This is a genomic window from Bradyrhizobium sp. PMVTL-01, from assembly GCF_051861855.1.
Taxonomy (GTDB): Bacteria; Pseudomonadota; Alphaproteobacteria; order Rhizobiales; family Xanthobacteraceae; genus Bradyrhizobium.
Window position 1 is genome coordinate 5,251,461 of record NZ_CP193982.1, and the last position, 14,995, is coordinate 5,266,455.

At 64.4% G+C, this 14,995-nt stretch carries 15 protein-coding genes; 6 read left to right on the plus strand and 9 right to left on the minus strand.

Going from position 1 to position 14,995, the window contains the following annotated elements:
* Positions 1-51: 51 nt before the first annotated feature.
* Complete coding sequence (locus ACRQ5Q_RS25680; RefSeq protein WP_439399868.1) at positions 52-855, minus strand: shikimate dehydrogenase family protein; 804 nt, start codon at positions 853-855, stop codon at positions 52-54.
* 5 nt (positions 856-860) lie between these two features.
* The gene (locus ACRQ5Q_RS25685) at positions 861-2,705 is read right to left on the minus strand and encodes a flavin-containing monooxygenase (protein ID WP_439392687.1); all 1,845 of its coding nucleotides are present in this window, start codon (positions 2,703-2,705) and stop codon (positions 861-863) included.
* Between the two features lie 180 nt (positions 2,706-2,885).
* Here ACRQ5Q_RS25685 and ACRQ5Q_RS25690 point away from each other — a divergent pair, with 180 nt between their 5' ends.
* The 3 genes from ACRQ5Q_RS25690 (at position 2,886) to ACRQ5Q_RS25700 (ending at position 5,885) form a co-directional block, all read left to right on the plus strand.
* The gene (locus ACRQ5Q_RS25690) at positions 2,886-4,511 is read left to right on the plus strand and encodes a long-chain fatty acid--CoA ligase (protein WP_439392688.1); all 1,626 of its coding nucleotides are present in this window, start codon (positions 2,886-2,888) and stop codon (positions 4,509-4,511) included.
* A gap of 102 nt (positions 4,512-4,613) precedes the next feature.
* Positions 4,614-5,732, plus strand: a complete 1,119-nt coding sequence (locus ACRQ5Q_RS25695; RefSeq protein ID WP_439392689.1) for a glycoside hydrolase family 172 protein — start codon at positions 4,614-4,616, stop codon at positions 5,730-5,732.
* A gap of 30 nt (positions 5,733-5,762) precedes the next feature.
* On the plus strand, positions 5,763-5,885 hold the full coding sequence (locus tag ACRQ5Q_RS25700) for a hypothetical protein (protein ID WP_439392690.1): 123 nt from the start codon (positions 5,763-5,765) through the stop codon (positions 5,883-5,885).
* Positions 5,886-6,630: 745 nt separating this feature from the next.
* Here the strand turns inward: ACRQ5Q_RS25700 and ACRQ5Q_RS25705 are convergent.
* The 6 genes from ACRQ5Q_RS25705 to ACRQ5Q_RS25730 all read right to left on the minus strand — a co-directional run bounded on the left by ACRQ5Q_RS25705 (position 6,631) and on the right by ACRQ5Q_RS25730 (position 11,810).
* Positions 6,631-7,497 (minus strand): efflux RND transporter periplasmic adaptor subunit, encoded by an 867-nt coding sequence (locus ACRQ5Q_RS25705; protein ID WP_439374917.1) that lies wholly within the window; start codon positions 7,495-7,497, stop codon positions 6,631-6,633.
* On the minus strand, positions 7,494-7,700 hold the full coding sequence (locus ACRQ5Q_RS25710) for a DUF1656 domain-containing protein (RefSeq protein ID WP_211409282.1): 207 nt from the start codon (positions 7,698-7,700) through the stop codon (positions 7,494-7,496). Before ACRQ5Q_RS25710 ends, ACRQ5Q_RS25705 begins: the two co-directional genes overlap by 4 nt.
* Positions 7,697-9,745: an FUSC family protein gene (locus ACRQ5Q_RS25715; protein WP_439392691.1), complete on the minus strand. Its 2,049-nt coding sequence runs from the start codon at positions 9,743-9,745 to the stop codon at positions 7,697-7,699. Before ACRQ5Q_RS25715 ends, ACRQ5Q_RS25710 begins: the two co-directional genes overlap by 4 nt.
* Before the next feature lie 2 nt (positions 9,746-9,747).
* Entirely contained in the window at positions 9,748-10,266 is a 519-nt protein-coding gene (locus ACRQ5Q_RS25720; protein ID WP_439392692.1) for a MarR family winged helix-turn-helix transcriptional regulator, read from the minus strand.
* A 140-nt stretch (positions 10,267-10,406) separates the two neighbouring features.
* Positions 10,407-11,315: an amino acid ABC transporter substrate-binding protein gene (locus ACRQ5Q_RS25725; protein WP_439392693.1), complete on the minus strand. Its 909-nt coding sequence runs from the start codon at positions 11,313-11,315 to the stop codon at positions 10,407-10,409.
* A gap of 141 nt (positions 11,316-11,456) precedes the next feature.
* The gene (locus ACRQ5Q_RS25730; RefSeq protein WP_439374913.1) at positions 11,457-11,810 is read right to left on the minus strand and encodes a hypothetical protein; all 354 of its coding nucleotides are present in this window, start codon (positions 11,808-11,810) and stop codon (positions 11,457-11,459) included.
* A 108-nt stretch (positions 11,811-11,918) separates the two neighbouring features.
* Here ACRQ5Q_RS25730 and ACRQ5Q_RS25735 point away from each other — a divergent pair, with 108 nt between their 5' ends.
* Positions 11,919-12,677: a GntR family transcriptional regulator gene (locus ACRQ5Q_RS25735; protein WP_439392694.1), complete on the plus strand. Its 759-nt coding sequence runs from the start codon at positions 11,919-11,921 to the stop codon at positions 12,675-12,677.
* On the opposite strand, the gene ACRQ5Q_RS25740 is transcribed toward ACRQ5Q_RS25735, so the two are convergent.
* Entirely contained in the window at positions 12,674-13,090 is a 417-nt protein-coding gene (locus ACRQ5Q_RS25740; protein ID WP_439374911.1) for a nuclear transport factor 2 family protein, read from the minus strand. The two genes, ACRQ5Q_RS25735 and ACRQ5Q_RS25740, sit on opposite strands and share 4 nt — an antisense overlap.
* Positions 13,091-13,239: 149 nt before the next feature.
* Here ACRQ5Q_RS25740 and ACRQ5Q_RS25745 point away from each other — a divergent pair, with 149 nt between their 5' ends.
* Both ACRQ5Q_RS25745 and ACRQ5Q_RS25750 read left to right on the plus strand, forming a co-directional pair.
* The gene (locus ACRQ5Q_RS25745) at positions 13,240-14,481 is read left to right on the plus strand and encodes an amidohydrolase family protein (protein ID WP_439392695.1); all 1,242 of its coding nucleotides are present in this window, start codon (positions 13,240-13,242) and stop codon (positions 14,479-14,481) included.
* A 193-nt stretch (positions 14,482-14,674) separates the two neighbouring features.
* Positions 14,675-14,992, plus strand: coding sequence for a hypothetical protein (locus ACRQ5Q_RS25750; protein ID WP_439374909.1), 318 nt, complete (start codon positions 14,675-14,677; stop codon positions 14,990-14,992).
* Positions 14,993-14,995 lie beyond the last annotated feature (3 nt).

The window sequence follows — 14,995 nt, forward strand, 5'->3', positions numbered from 1 at the left end:
TCAAGTCCCGGATGATACAATCAATGCAAGCAAAATCCTTGACACCAGCGCTCACGCCTCGTCCGTTCCCAGCAGGAAATCCACCATGATGCTCTGGTGCTGCCGGTACATGTCCGTGCCAGTCCCGGTGACGCAGCCGAGCGTGCGGGCGGCCGCGATGAACGGCGAGACCTCGGGCTTTGTGATGACACAGCCGCAATAGGCCGATCGCGCAAGCCGCACCACATCGACCGGAAGCGGATCGCCATCATTCATCCCTGCGGGCGTGGCATTGGCGACAAAATCGAAGCCTGCGGGGTCCATGGTGCCGGCCCGCACGGGCGCCTTGCCGAGGCCGCTGAGCCGGTCGATCAGGGCGTTGCGGCGCTCGGCTAGGCTGTCATGGATCGCCAGTTCGCTTACCCCGGCCTCGACCAGTTCAAGAGCGATCGCCGAGCCCGCACCGCCCGCGCCGACAAGCAGCGCCCTCATGCCCGCAGGGTCGATCCCCTTCGCCCGCGCCGCGCCGATGAAGCCGAGGCCGTCGACCATGTCGCCATGCCATGCGCGGTCGGGGCGCCGGCGCATCAGGTTCACGGTCCGCAGAAAATGCGCCCGCGCCGTCGCGCTTGCGCAGGCTTGATAGCAGGCGAACTTGTGCGGGATGGTCACGACGATGCCGTCGAGGTTCTTCAGCCGCGTTGCCACCGAGAGGAAATCGGCCAAATCCCTTGGCGCCACCTGAACAGGCACGAGAATGCCGTCGTGCCCGCGCGCAGCAAAGGCAGCCGACACGCCCGCGGGCGAGCGCACCTGCGCGATGGGATCGCCGACGATGACGTGGAGCCGCGTGGCGCCTGTCGGCGACGGGATCATGTCGCTCAAGCCCTGACCCCCGCAGCGGTCCCGTAAGTCAATTCCAGGCCGTCCAGATTGCCCTCCTTGCGCCATCTGTCGAGCATCCGGAGGAACGCCACCGGGCCGCGCCAGTACTGGCTGTTTCTGGCGGCGATGGGATCGAACACGCCCTCGTTGTTGTAATAGCCGGGCGTGCATTCGGCGAGATAGGTCTGGCGGCCGATCGCGGCCTTGACCACCTCCTCGACCCAGGCGTTCTCGGCGGCGACGGTGGGCTCCAGCGTCCTGGCGCCGCGCTGGCGCGCCTGGTCGATGACATAGGCGATGTGCTGCGACTGCTCGTCGATGATGTGCGGGAAGTTGGCGCTCTGGCCGGCCTGCACCGTGACGATGAGGAAGCAGTTCGGAAAACCGCGGCTGTAGAAGCCGTGCATCGTCTTGACGCCGTCGCGCCAGCGCTCGGACAGGCTGGTGCCATCGCGGCCGTAGACCTCGAACCCCATGCGGCGCGCGTAATCGGTGCCGACCTCGAAGCCGCTGGCATAGATCAGGCAGTCGAGCTCGTAGGCCTTGCCGTCGACGACGACGGCATTCTCCGTGATGTGCTCGACGCCCTGCCCTTTGGTGTCGACGAGATGCACATTGGGTTGATTAAAAGTGTCGAGATATTCGTCGTGGAAGCACGGCCGCTTGCAGAACGCCTTGTACCAGGGCTTCAGCGCGGCCGCGGCTGCTTCGTCCTTCACCACCGCGTCGACGCGGGCGCGGATCTCTTCCATCTTCCGGTAGTCGGCCTGCTCGATGACCTTCAGCGCCTCCTCCATCGAGGTCATCGGCTGCGGTTGCCGGCGCGGCGCCAGCAGGATCTCGCCGAGCAGGCCGGTCCAGCCGTCCTGCACCAGGTCCTGCTCGAACGGCTCGCCCGAGATCACGGCAGTGAAATTGTCCATGCGCTCGCGCTGCCAGCCCGGCTTGAGGCTGTCCGCCCAGGCTCGATCCGTCGGACGGTCATCGCGCACGCCGATCGCGGAGGGCGTGCGCTGGAAGACGTAGAGTTTCTTCGCGGAGCGGCCGAGATGAGGCACGCATTGCACGGCGGTGGCGCCGGTGCCGATGATGCCGACGCGCTTGTCGGCGAGTCCAGTCAGGCCGCCCTCGGCGCTGCCGCCGGTGTAGGCGTAGTCCCACCGGCTGGTGTGGAAGCTGTGGCCTCTGAACGTCTCGATGCCGGGGATGCCCGGCAGCTTCGGACGGCTCAGCGGTCCGCCGGCGAGAATGACGAAGCGCGCGCGGATGCGGTCGCCACGATCTGTCTCGACCAGCCAACGCGCCTCCTGCTCCTGCCAGGTCATGCGCGAGATCACGGTCTGAAACAGCGCGCGCCCATAGAGCGAGAAGTGACGGCCGATACGGCGGGAATGCTCATAGATCTCGGGCGCTCGCGCATATTTGCGCACCGGCATGTAGCCGGTCTCCTCCAGGAGCGGCAAATAGATATAGCTCTCGGTATCGCAGGCCGCTCCAGGGTAGCGATTCCAGTACCAGGTGCCGCCGAAATCGGCGGCCTTTTCCACGATACGAAAATCCACGATGCCTGCTTCGCGCAGACGCGCACCACAGAGCAGGCCGCCAAAACCGCCACCGACGATGAGCACCTCGGTCTGTTCGCTGACAGGCTCGCGCACAAAGCCCGGATCGGCCCAGGGATCGTCGAGATAGCGGCCGAATTCGCCGGTGACCTCGACGTACTGGGCTTTGCCCTCGGCGCGCAGACGGCGGTCGCGCTCGTCGCGATAGCGCGCGCGGAGCGCGGAAATATCGAGCGTAGGCTCGCCGGCCGTGCCGGTCTTGTGTCTTTCCGCTGACATTCGTTCTCTCCACGGCGGATGCTGCTTCGCAAGGCAGCTCAACCGCACGTTAGCCCTGAAAAAGAGATGCATGCAATCACGGCAGCTGTTTTTTGCGTGAACGCCGCGTGACGTTCCGCTACCCTCCGCGCAAATCACAAGCCTACGCCATGCGGCGACGTGGCAAATCCGGAGGAGGCCATGCAGGGATTGATGATGGACATGCCGCTGCTGATCAGCGGCCTGATCCAGTACGCCGCCGATTATCACGGCGAAGCGGAAATCGTCGCGCGCGAGATCGAGGGCGACATCCACCGCTATACTTATGCCGACGCCCATCCCCGCATCAAGCGCATGGCCCTGGCCTTAAAGCGGTTCGGCATGACGCAAGGCGATCGCGTCGGCACGCTGGCCTGGAATACCCACCGCCATTTCGAGATGTTCTATGCGGCACCGGGCATGGGCTACGTGCTGCACACCGTCAATCCGAGGCTGTTTCCCGAGCAACTCGTCTACATCATCAACCACGCCGAAGACCGGCTGCTGTTCATCGACCGTGCCACGCTGCCGATCATCGAGGCGATCGCGCCGCAGCTGAAGACGGTCGAGGCCTATGTCGTGATGTCCGCGCGCGAGCGGATGCCGGAGACGACGCTTGCCAACGTGCATTGCTACGAGGAATTGCTGGAGAAGGAAGACGAGGCCGGCTTCGCCTGGCCGGAGTTCGACGAAAAGTCCGCCTCCACCATCTGCTACACCTCGGGCACGACGGGCAATCCCAAGGGCGTGATCTATTCGCACCGCGCCGCGATCCTGCAGACCATGACCTGCTGCAATTTCGACTTCCTGCCGGGCCACGTTGAAGGCGTGCGCGAGGTGATGATGCCGATGGCGCCGCTGTTTCACGGCAATGGCTGGAACATGCCGTTCACCGCGCCCTATACCGGCTCCAAGCTGGTGCTGCCCGGCCGCAACTACGAGCCCGACAAGCTCTACGAACTGCTGGAAGGCGAGAAGGTAACGCTCTCGGCGGGCGTGCCGAGCTTCTGGCTGATCCTGCTCGACTGGCTCGGGCGCACCGGCAACAAGTTCACGACGCTGCGCGCAACGTTGTCGTCGGGCTCAGCCCCGCCGCGCGCGATGGTCGAGAAGCTCAAGCGCGAGTACGATGTCGACTACATCCAGGCCTGGGGCATGACCGAGGCGCTGGGCTGCTCGATGCCGGGCCTGCGGCCCGGCTCGGAGCATCTCAGCGAGAAGGAGAAATTCGACCGGCGCCAGGTCTCGGGCCGCGCCTGTTTCGGCACGGCCTTGCGCATCGTCGACGATGCCGGCGTTGAGCTGCCGCGCGACGGCAAGACCGTCGGCCATCTGCGGGCCCGCGGTCCCTGGGTCGCGTCGGGCTACATGAAGCTCGATGAAGGCCTCGACAGCGACGGCTGGCTGATCACCGGCGACATGGCCGTGATCGACCCGCAGGGCCACGTCACCCTCACCGACCGCTCCAAGGACGTGATCAAGTCCGGCGGCGAGTGGATCTCCTCGATCCAGCTCGAGGATATCGCCCTGTCTCACCCCGACGTGCTGCAGGCCGCCGTGGTCGCCATCGCGCACGAGAAATGGCAGGAGCGCCCCCTGCTCCTCATCGTCCGCAAGAAGGGCGCGACCGTCGACGGCAAGACGCTGCTCGACCACATGCGCCCGAGGATCGCGAGCTGGTGGCTGCCGGATGCCGTCGAATTCCTCGACGAATTCCCGATGACCGGCACCGGCAAGGTGCTGAAATCGGCGCTGCGCGAGAAGTTCAAGGAATATCGCGTCGCATGACGCCCCTCGACCGCGTGCGGACAATTCTGCGTGCGGTCTTCATGTTTTGGTCAGTTCGGGAGCGATATAGCAAGGCCTCGCTCACCTTGGATCGAGGACATCATGACGTTTTCCGGACTGGGCATGAATCTCGGCAATCTGTCGCGCCTCTCGAATGCGCTGACGCGCTCGATCAGCCCGGAGAATTTCACCGGCGAGAAGGGCAAGGGCGGCATGTCGGTCGACGGCCCCGCCGCGCGCCAGGCCCGCGATCTCGGCCAGGGCTGGAAGATCTCTCCTTACGTCGTCATCGAGCCCGGTACGACCTTCACCCTCGCCGACATCGAGGGCCAGGGGGCGATCCAGCAGATCTGGATGACGCTGGCACGCGGACGCCTGCGCCACTCGATCCTGCGCATCTACTGGGATGACCAGCAGCAGCCGAGCGTGGAATGTCCGGCCGGCGATTTCTTTACCTGCGGCTGGGAGGAGTTCGCCCAGGTCTCCTCGCTCGCCGTCTGCGTCAATCCCGGCCGCGCCTTCAACTGCTACTGGGAGATGCCGTTCCGCAAACGCGCGCGGTTCACGCTGGAGAACCGCAGCGATGAAGCACTCACCATCTATTACCAGATCAACTACACGCTGACCGACGTGCCTGAGGACTGCGCCTATTTCCATGCGCAATTCCGTCGCACCAACCCGCTGGCTTACAAGGAGGTCTACACCATCCTCGATGGCGCCAGGGGCGCGGGCCATTATGTCGGCACCTACATGGCCTGGGGCGTCCACAACAACGGCTGGTGGGGCGAAGGCGAGATCAAGTTCTTCATCGACGGCGACGGCGCGTTCCCGACCATCTGCGGCACCGGCACCGAGGATTACTTCTGCGGCGCCTACAATTTCGATCCCCATGTCGCCCATGCCGGCCAGGCCCCGTTCCAGCAATCGCGCTACCAGGAATTCACCACGCCCTATGCTGGCCTGCCGCAGGTGATCCGCCCCGACGGCGTCTACAGATCGCAGCAGCGCTTTGGCCTCTATCGCTGGCACATCCCCGATCCCGTGCGCTTCCGCAGCGATCTGCGCGTGACCATCCAGGCGCTGGGCTGGCTGCCTGGCGCGAGGGACGGAAAATATCTTCCGTTGCAGGACGACATCGCCTCGGTCGCATTCTGGTACCAGACGCTCCCGACGGCACCCTTCCCGACACTTCCCGGCCCCGACTATCTCGAAATTGCGTAGGCCCGCCCTACCCGGTCAAGGGGACGAAAGATGCTCTATTCGATGTCGTCCAAGGTCGTCGAACTCAAGCGCAAGCTCGAGAGCTTCATGGACCGGCACATCTATCCGAACGAGGAACGGTTCTATCGCGAGGCGGAGGAACTCGGTCCGTGAAAAGTCTATCCCGTCGTCGAGGGAGCTGAAGCCGCTGGCCCGTGCCGAAGGCCTCCGGAATCTGTTCCTGCCGCAGTCCAGCCACGGCGCCGGGCTCACCAACCTCGAATACGCCTCGCTTTGGCGCAGGGGGTTTAGTCGAAGCTTGGCGGCTCCTGGATCGGCGCAGATACATTCTGATTCGAAATCGCTTCGAAGATCGCCCCGAAAATGATGAACGGCAGATAGAACGCAAGCATGATCGTATTCCTCCTGCTGTGACAACCTTGGCTCGCAGGGCCAGGTTCCTCAAATTGATGCTTGCCCGCCTCGGAACATTTCGGCGCTTACCGAGCTACCGACGAAACCGAGTCAAAGGCCCTTTCAAGAACGCATCGCGTCAATCGCATGGGCGATCAGAACGACTGCGCTTGCGGCAATGAGAAACACAAACAACCAGCTCACGTCCGCCTCCGATCCCGGAAGTGAACGCGTTCATCCATGCACAGTCAAAAACCATTGCTCTGGAACCGCTATTCCGCGGCTCGCTGATGCTTCGCAGCAACAATTGCATCTGCTATCGGCGCTATCGGCAGAACGCCAAGAGGAGCAACGCGCCCACGACACAGGCTGCCAGGACTAAAAACCAAACGCCCATACAGTCCCCCGACTCAACACAAGCGAGTCAGGATTAGCCTTACGGTTTGGCATTGAAACGCTTGTTGCCGGTTTTCCCCAGCCCAAGCACGATCAGCCGCTCGCTGCGTTAGTCCAATACCTCTACCGTCGCGGAACGCCCCGCCACCAGTGACAAGGCTTCGGGCTTCGGGTCGAGCGCAATCCGCACCGGCACGCGCTGGGCGAGCCGCACCCAGCTGAACGTCGGGTTGACGTTGGCGAGAAGGCTCGCGCCTTCCGCACGGTCGCGGTCCTCGATACCGGCGGCGATGCTCTCGACGTGACCCGCGAGGGTGGTCTTCTCGCCCATCAGGCGGACCTGGACCCTGTCGCCGACGCGGATGCGCGCGAGCTTGGTCTCCTCGAAATAGCCTTCGACATGCAGCGTGTCGGTGTCGACCAGCGCCATCACGCCCTTGCCCGCGGTGACGTAGGCGCCGGGGCGCAAATCCATGTTGGTGATCACGCCGTTGACGGAGGCACGGATCTCGCTGCGATCGAGGTTGAGCTGCGCCACGGCGCGATCGGCGACGGCCGCATCGAAGGCAGCCTTGGCCTGGAGCTGGGTGGCCAGGACCTGCTCCTGCTTCTGCTGCGAGACTGCATCGGTCGTCAGCGTGCTGTAGCGTTTCAGATCGGCATTGGCCTGGTCGAGCGTGGCCTGATGACCGGCCACCGATGCATCGGCCTGCCGCAGCGCCAGCGCAAAGCGCTCCCGATCGATCCGGAACAGAACGTCGCCGCGACCGACCTTCTGGTTGTCCTTGACCAGCACCTCGGTGACGAAGCCGGAGACATCAGGAGCAACCTGGACCACATCGGCGCGCACGCGGCCGTCGCGGGTCCAGGGCGACTCCATGTAGTAGACCCAGAGCTCGCGGCCGACGACGAGCGCGGCGACGACGGCAAGGACGGTCAGCGCAATGCGACCGAACAAGGCAAGATTGCCCTTCATGTGAGGTACTCCGAGAGATAGACGACGCCGCCGAGCAGGCAGACGAAAATCGCGAAATCGAAAAGCGCGCGGTGCCACACCAGCCGGTAGAGGTCGAAGCGCTGCATCAGCCGGCGCAGCAGCGCGCTCAGGACGTAGGCGACGATGATCCAGAGCAGCAGCGCCGGCACCAGCACACCGTAGATGTCGATCACATATCTCATGCCGCAACACTTTCTGCGCGCGGCCGGTAGGCCGGCGCGTCCGGAAACAGGCCACGGCGGATGCCCACGAGACCGATCAGGGCGTCTTCGCGCGCACTGTCATTGGGATCCTTCACCGCCTGGACCAGTGCCCGGTCGACGCTCGTCAGCAGCTGGGCCGGCATCCCGTTACCCGCGTAGCTGCGGCAGGCCATGGCGAGCTGATCGAGCATGTCGTCGATGACGGCAATGGTGGATGCCGCAAGGCCGTAGCGGGCGCGGCGCAGGTCGATGATGTTGATGCCGATGCGGAGCTGGACCAGACTGTCGGCGTCGCGCCGGTCGCTCTCCGAGAGAAAGGCGATACGCTGCACCAGCAGCCCGAGCCGGTGCAGCATGAGGCCGGCGAACTCCGCTCGGTCGCGCCTGCCGCGGCGTTCGGCTGCGACCGCAAGCGTCTTCCAGTTCGACAGCACCAGGCGGTTGGCAATCCACTCCGCGCCCACCCCACGCGCGATCCTGGTCACGATCTCGGCGATGAGAACGCCGACGAAGAAGGCGACCGCGGAATTGGCATAGGCGGCAAAATCCGCGTTGTAGGTCGACTGAATTGCCAGCAGCGTCGCGGTGTTCGCCGCGAGCGCCATGCCTGCGCCCGCCGTCGCCGGCCGGCTGATCAGGAAGCCATAGAGCAGGAAGGTCGGCGCCAGCGCGAGGACCAGGACCTCGAGATGGGAGATCGCGGGCACCAGTGCGAACAGGTAGATCGCGACGACGACGATCGCGACCAGCGACCACAGGCCGAAGCTGCGGATGAAGCGCGCCGGCTCGTCCTGCGCGGCGAAGAACGAGCAGGCGACCGCCGCCATCATCGGCGCCGAGGCGCCGTCCGGCCAGCCGGTGCCGATCCAGAATGCGCAGCAGATCAGGATCGCCGCGGCCGCTCCGGCTGCCGACCACAACGCGAGGCCGCGATCCCTGTGGCGCACGGGCGCGGCGCCGGCCTCGGAATGGAAAGCCAGTTCAAGCGTCGAGACGTTGCGGTTGTCGGCGATCGCCTCGGTCAGCTCGCGGCAATCGCGCGAGAGATCGACGAGTTCGCGCAACCGCAACAGCAGACTTGTCGTGATGATCCGTTCCCAGTCAGCGCTGTCATCGAGCACCGCCTGCTGCTCCGCGATTGCGGCGCGGATCCGCTCGGCCGGTTGCCGTGCACCGACGTCGCTCACGACCCATTGCGCCAGATCCTCCAGCAGCCGCTTCAGCTCGGGCTGCCGGCCCAGGGCTTCTTCGCCCAGGGCGGCCAGTCGATCCTCGATCGAGGCGATAACCGGCAGCAGCGTCAACATCCGGAGCCGGATTTCGCCAAGGCCCGTCACCGCGTTGCGGTCGGTCAAGCGGTCATAGGCTAGATGGGTGGAGAGCGTGTCGATCTCGACGATGTCGGTCGCAAGCTTGAGGCGCTTGCCGCGGCGGGTCTCGGCAGTACCTTGCCGCAACAGCACGACCTGGCTAAGGCGGCGCGCGTCCGCCAGCCAACTATCGACGCGGTGGGCGACCGCCGGCGCGACGCTGCGGGGAAAGACGATGGTGGAGACCAGGCTTGCACAGATGATGCCGAGCGAGATCTCCTCGAGCCTTGCCACCGCGGTGTCGAAGATGGCACCGGGCTCGGAGACCGCCGGAAAACCGATCAGCGCCACCGTGTATCCGGCCAGCATGAAGACGTAGCTGCGCGGCGTCCCATCGAGCAGCGACAGATAGAGGCAAAGCCCGACCCAGAGCGCGATGGCAAGGCAGAGCAGTTCCGGCGCGTCGATCAGGTTCGGCACCAGCGCCACCGTCATGACGGCGCCGACCAGCGTGCCCATGACGCGGAAGAACGCCTTCGAGCTGGTGGCCCCCGCCAGCGGCTGCGAGGTGATGTAGACGGTCGCCATTGCCCAATAAGGCCGTGGCAAATCCATCGCCAGCGCGATGACGAGCGCCAGCATCGACGCGGCGAACGTCTTCAAAGCAAAAATGAGGTCCGCGTGGCGGACCAGGAACGGCTCGTCTTCGCGCATGGCTATTTCGCCTCGGGACCAGTCTTCTCGGGACCAGTCTTCTCGGGACCAGTCTTCTCAAGACCGGTCTTGAGGTCTTGCAAGCGACTGGCCCGCTGTTCGATGCGCCGAAGAGTCTCGAATGTTATCGCAAGTTCCTCGGGGCCGATATCCTTCAGGAGGCTGGCCCGTACCCGGCGCAGCACCCGTTTGGTCTCCTCGACCTTGGCCACGCCCGCTTTTGTCGAATGTAGCGTTTTGGCACGACGATCGGTGGGATCCTCGCGGCGTTCGACCAGGCCGTCGGCCTGGAGCAGATCGATCAGGCGCACCAGCGACGGCCCCTCGATGCCGAGCTCGTCCGCGAGCACGCCTTGGCGGACATTCTCGCCCTGGCGCGACAGCACCAGCAGCGGAATCGCGGTGGCATAGGACAAGCCGTGCTCGGACAGCGCAGAATCCGATTCGCGCCGCCACATCCGCCCGAGACGCGCGATCAGCCGGGCGATTTCGGCGTGGATGTGAGCCTGCGAGGGAGCCATTCAAATTAGATAGGATGCTATCTAATAACTCGCAATCATGAGCCGATCACGAAATGGCGACAAGGTCTCGGCGGATTCTGGTGGAATTCCCGAACGCCGGCGTGCCGCCAGGCGGCACGCCGCCCGCGATCGCGCTCGCCTCAATTCACCACGTAAACGTCAGGATCGGCGCTGGAGCTCGGCTTCTTGAAAGCGTTGCGCAAGGCCGGCGACATCGGGACGTTGTAGTTGAGGCCGTTGGGCGGCGTTGGCGATTCCAGCCACTTCCTGTAGAGCGCCTCGATTTCCGGGCTCGCATAGAGCTCTGCCGTTGCACGATCCACCAGTGCCTTGAATGGTGCATCCTCCCGCCGCAGCATGATGCCGTAGGGCTCGGGCTTGGAGAAGGCCTCCTCGCTGATCATGAACGATTGCGGCTCCTTCGAGCGCGCGATCGCGACCGCGAGCTGGACGTCGTCGAGCGCGTAGGCCTGGGCGCGGTCGGTCTCCAGCAGCAGGAAGGCCTCGGCCTGGTCCTTGGCCGGCATGATGTTGATGCCGAGATTGCGCTCGGTATTGACCTTGGCGAGCTGGGTCAGGTTGACCGAGCCGGCCACTGCCGTGACCGCCTTGCCCTTGAGATCGTCGATGGTGTTGATCTTCGCGGCTTTCCTGGCCGCGAATCGGGTCGCGCTGAGGAAATGCGTGTTGGTGAAGGCGACCTGCTTCTGGCGGTCCGCGTTGTTCGTCGTCGCCGAGCAATGCAGGTCGAGCGTGCCGTTGACCATCAGCGGCATGCGGTTCGACGACGTCACCGCGAGAGTCTCGACCGAAATGTCGGGCATGCCGAGCTGCTTCTTCACGGCCTCGACGATCCTGAGGCAGATATCCATGGCAAAGCCGACCGGTTTCTGGTTGCCGTCGAGATAGCTGAACGGGACCGAGGCCTCCTGATAGCCCAGCGTGATCTTCCGGGTCTCCTTCACCTTCTGGAGCGTGCCCGTGAGGTCTTCGGCTGAGGCTGCGCCGGCAAGACATGTCACGGCCAGAACAATGATGGGAAGACGCATCGGAGGGCTCCTCAAGGGGGTCATCGACCGGTGTCGAGACGCAATCGCGGAGCTGATAACGCATCAATGCAGCGGGCGCCAGACGAGGCAGGGTTTACCAGCTATCGCCTTTTTAGCTAGATCCGGTCGAGGACCGCCGCCTCATTCACAGCTCAGCTGCTGCTCGAACCAGCCGCCGAGCCGATCCGACAAGGGCTGCCACACAAGCTGGAAGCCTTCGAGCTTGCCGAGTTGGCGCGGTACATCGCCCGCAACTCTCGGCGCGCGGGCGAGTTGATAGCCCTCGACGACGAGCGCGCATCCGGACGGGCCGACCAGTGCGAAAAAGTCGCCACCCTCGGACAGCTCGATGGCGGTCGCGGCAGCACCTTCGGGAACGGGCTGGCCGTCAAACTGATATTGGCTTGCATGCACATCACCCCAAAAGTGCAAGCCAGCTGAATGCCAGCCTTCACGGCCCGCGAAACCAACGGCCTGGTGAAACGTCGCGCCCAATGGCCGGATTCGATTTAGGCAGTCCGGGCGCCAAACTGCATGCAATTGGAGCGCGGAATTGGCGCGAGCCTGTGCTAAGGAATGGTGTCACCCCTACAGGATTCGCCGATGGCGGCGCGCACAAGCAGCAAGACTTCTGAATCGTCGGACAAGGTCAGCGTGATCTGCCGCGCGCTCCGGCGCGCCATCATCGAGCAAGCGCTCGAGCCCGGCGCCAAGCTGCCGGAGGATGCACTTGGCGAGCGCTTTGGCGTCAGCCGCACCATTGCCCGTCATGCGCTGGGACAGCTCGCCGCCGAAGGCCTGGTCGAACTGCGCCGTAACCGGATCGCGGTGGTGGCGACGCCGAGCAGGCAGGAGGCGCGCGATGCCTTCGACATCCGCATCGAGCTCGAGCGTCTCGTCGTCCGCCAGCTCGCGGGCAAGCTGACCAAGACGCAGATTGCCGAGCTGAACGCCCATGTCGACGCCGAGGATCGCGCCCTCGGCGGCACGGACGCGGTCTCGATCCGGCTCGCCACCGAATTCCACATCCTGCTCGCGCACATGACGAACAGCCCGATCCTGGTGCGCTATGTCAGCGAGGTCGCCTATCGCTGCTGCCTGACGCTGTCGCTCTACAGCCGGCCGCATTCCACCGAATGCGGCATCAACGAGCACCGTGCCATCATCTCGGCGCTCGCCAAGGGGAACGAGGCCAAGGTGATGGACTTGATGCATCATCACCTGGATTCCGTGGCCAATCGCGCGCTGGTGGCCCCCACCCCGCAGCGCGCCCGCGATCTCCTCGATATTCTCGCGCCGTATGCGGAGGAAGTGACGAGCGACCGCGTGGTCAAGCTGCCGAAAGTCGCGAGGCGCGGTTAGGCTTCAATTCCGCGCTGAACCAGAATGCGCTCGGCGCTATCGTTCCACACGTCCATCTTCACGATCTGCCCGTCTCTCACGACGAAGCGGTCGACATAGCGGTTGCCCTCGAACGGCGTGCCGTCGATCCACTCGCCATAGAGCGTGCCCACGCTGTAGACCACGGTCTCATCTGCGCCCGGACACACGTCGAACCGGGCCATCTTCTTCTTCACCCACCGATAGCGCTTGGCATTGAAGCCGGTCGGCCCGCGCGGATGATCGAACTCGCGCCCGCCGGTGAACGTGATCAGCGTGCCCGGCTTCATATAGGCCGCGGCGGCATCGGGATCGGGTATCATCGAAGCGGTCAGGTAAGCCTCCACGATCTCGGCGTCGGTCATCGGGCGTTCGGCTTTGACAGGAGCGGACATCGTTGGGTTCTCCGGGGTCACGGCATTCTACAATCCAGACCTCAAAGTGCATGCATATTTTTTGGACAATTCGACGTATTGGTCGCCCACAATCTGGAGCTGCCCGCTCCCACAGCTTCCGCTAGGCTGCCACACCTAAACCCGACGCCATGACCACCCAAGCCGCCTTCGACCTGATCTTCCGCAACACGCTGTTGCGCTCTTCCGCCGCACCCGTCGACATCGGCGTGAAGGGCGGACGCATCGCCGCGATCGAGCCCAAGCTGGCCTGCGACGGCGTCGAGGTCGACCTCGGCGGGCACCTCGCCCTGCCCGGCTTCGTCGATAGCCACATCCATCTCGACAAGGCCTGCCTCCTCGGCCGCTGCGGGCACGACCACGGCAGCGTCTCGGAGGCCATCCGCGCCGTGGCCGGCATGAAGAAGGATTTTACCTTCGAGGACGTCTACGCGCGCGGCGCAAAAGTGCTCGAGCGCGCCATCGTGCACGGCACGACGCGGATGCGCACCCATGTTGAAATTGACCCGCGCATCGGCTTGCGCGGCTTCGAGGCGGTCAAGGCGCTCAAGCGCGACTATGCCTGGGCGATCGACCTCGAACTCTGCGTCTTCCCGCAGGAAGGCCTGACCAACGATCCCGGCAGTAAGGAACTGCTGATCCAGGCGCTGCGCGACGGCGGCGAGGTCATCGGCGGCTGCCCTTACATGGACACTGACCCAAACGCCCATCTCGCGGGCATTTTCGACCTCGCTGAGCAGTTCGACGTCGATGTCGACCTCCATCTCGATTTCGACCTCGACCCCTCATGGTGGCATCTCGACGAAGTCTGCCGCCAGACCGAGCGCCGCAACTACGGGGGACGCGTCGCGATCGGCCATGCCACGAAACTCTCGGCATTGCCGCCGGAGCGGATGAAAGCTGCCACGGCGCAGTTGGCGAAGGCCGGCGTTGCCGTCACCGTTCTGCCAGCGACCGATCTCTATCTGATGGGCCGCGAAGCCACCCACAATGCGCCGCGCGGGCTGACGCTCGCCCACAAGCTCGCCGGCGACGGCGTGCTGTGCTCGGTTGCGACCAACAACGTGCTCAATCCCTTCACGCCGTTTGGCGACGCCTCGCTGCTGCGGATGGCGAACTTCTACGCCAACGTCGCGCACGCCTCGGTCAGCGACTTCGACATCTGCCTCGACCTCGTCACGGACCTGCCGGCGCGGTTGATGAATCTCGGCGACTACGGCATCAAGGTCGGCAATCCCGCCGATCTGATCGTGCTTGATACCAGGGACGGCCGATTCGCCATCGCCGAGCTGCCTGACGTCATGATGGGCTTTAGAGGCGGCCGGCAGACCTTTGCGCGGCAGCGGACCACGCTCTTCCGCCCAGGCCCGTGAACGCTTCCAACGCATATCTGCATTGCAAGGAGCCGGATTACGTCCGATGTTACCGCCCAGAGCTCCAAAATTCCGAATCCGGTACTCTTCCGGATAGTAGATGCTCTCCGATTCCCGATAGGTGCGTGCATTGCAAGTCCCGCGGTGCCGGTCATGGCCAGGCCGCACTGATGACCGCATTCAACCGGGAAGCATGGACGTGTTCGACGCATTCAGCAGCATCAAATCTCATTCTGTTCGGGCGGGGACGCCGCCCGCCGAGACCGCCATCAAGCGGCTGAACGGCATCGGCCAAGTCCTGTCGGGCCTCGATACCGCGGCGATCCGCACCGAGGACGAGATGGCGCGCATGCTGTGGACGCTCGAGACCGCGGACAAATGCATTCGCATGATCCTCGCCGAGTTCCGCACTGAGCACACGACCGAAGTCGTCCGTGAAGCCAAAAGCCTGATGGATTTGATCGACCGCGCCCGCGACGAGCTCAATGGCTGTTGCGCGGCGAGTTCCTGAACC

Coding starts and splice junctions, on each gene's coding strand:
- ACRQ5Q_RS25680 (WP_439399868.1), bottom strand. CDS start 855: ATGATCCCGTCGCCGACAGGCGCCACGCGGCTCCACGTCATCGTCGGC.
- ACRQ5Q_RS25685 (WP_439392687.1), bottom strand. CDS start 2,705: ATGTCAGCGGAAAGACACAAGACCGGCACGGCCGGCGAGCCTACGCTC.
- ACRQ5Q_RS25690 (WP_439392688.1), top strand. CDS start 2,886: ATGCAGGGATTGATGATGGACATGCCGCTGCTGATCAGCGGCCTGATC.
- ACRQ5Q_RS25695 (WP_439392689.1), top strand. CDS start 4,614: ATGACGTTTTCCGGACTGGGCATGAATCTCGGCAATCTGTCGCGCCTC.
- ACRQ5Q_RS25700 (WP_439392690.1), top strand. CDS start 5,763: ATGCTCTATTCGATGTCGTCCAAGGTCGTCGAACTCAAGCGCAAGCTC.
- ACRQ5Q_RS25705 (WP_439374917.1), bottom strand. CDS start 7,497: ATGAAGGGCAATCTTGCCTTGTTCGGTCGCATTGCGCTGACCGTCCTT.
- ACRQ5Q_RS25710 (WP_211409282.1), bottom strand. CDS start 7,700: ATGAGATATGTGATCGACATCTACGGTGTGCTGGTGCCGGCGCTGCTG.
- ACRQ5Q_RS25715 (WP_439392691.1), bottom strand. CDS start 9,745: ATGCGCGAAGACGAGCCGTTCCTGGTCCGCCACGCGGACCTCATTTTT.
- ACRQ5Q_RS25720 (WP_439392692.1), bottom strand. CDS start 10,266: ATGGCTCCCTCGCAGGCTCACATCCACGCCGAAATCGCCCGGCTGATC.
- ACRQ5Q_RS25725 (WP_439392693.1), bottom strand. CDS start 11,315: ATGCGTCTTCCCATCATTGTTCTGGCCGTGACATGTCTTGCCGGCGCA.
- ACRQ5Q_RS25735 (WP_439392694.1), top strand. CDS start 11,919: ATGGCGGCGCGCACAAGCAGCAAGACTTCTGAATCGTCGGACAAGGTC.
- ACRQ5Q_RS25740 (WP_439374911.1), bottom strand. CDS start 13,090: ATGTCCGCTCCTGTCAAAGCCGAACGCCCGATGACCGACGCCGAGATC.
- ACRQ5Q_RS25745 (WP_439392695.1), top strand. CDS start 13,240: ATGACCACCCAAGCCGCCTTCGACCTGATCTTCCGCAACACGCTGTTG.
- ACRQ5Q_RS25750 (WP_439374909.1), top strand. CDS start 14,675: ATGGACGTGTTCGACGCATTCAGCAGCATCAAATCTCATTCTGTTCGG.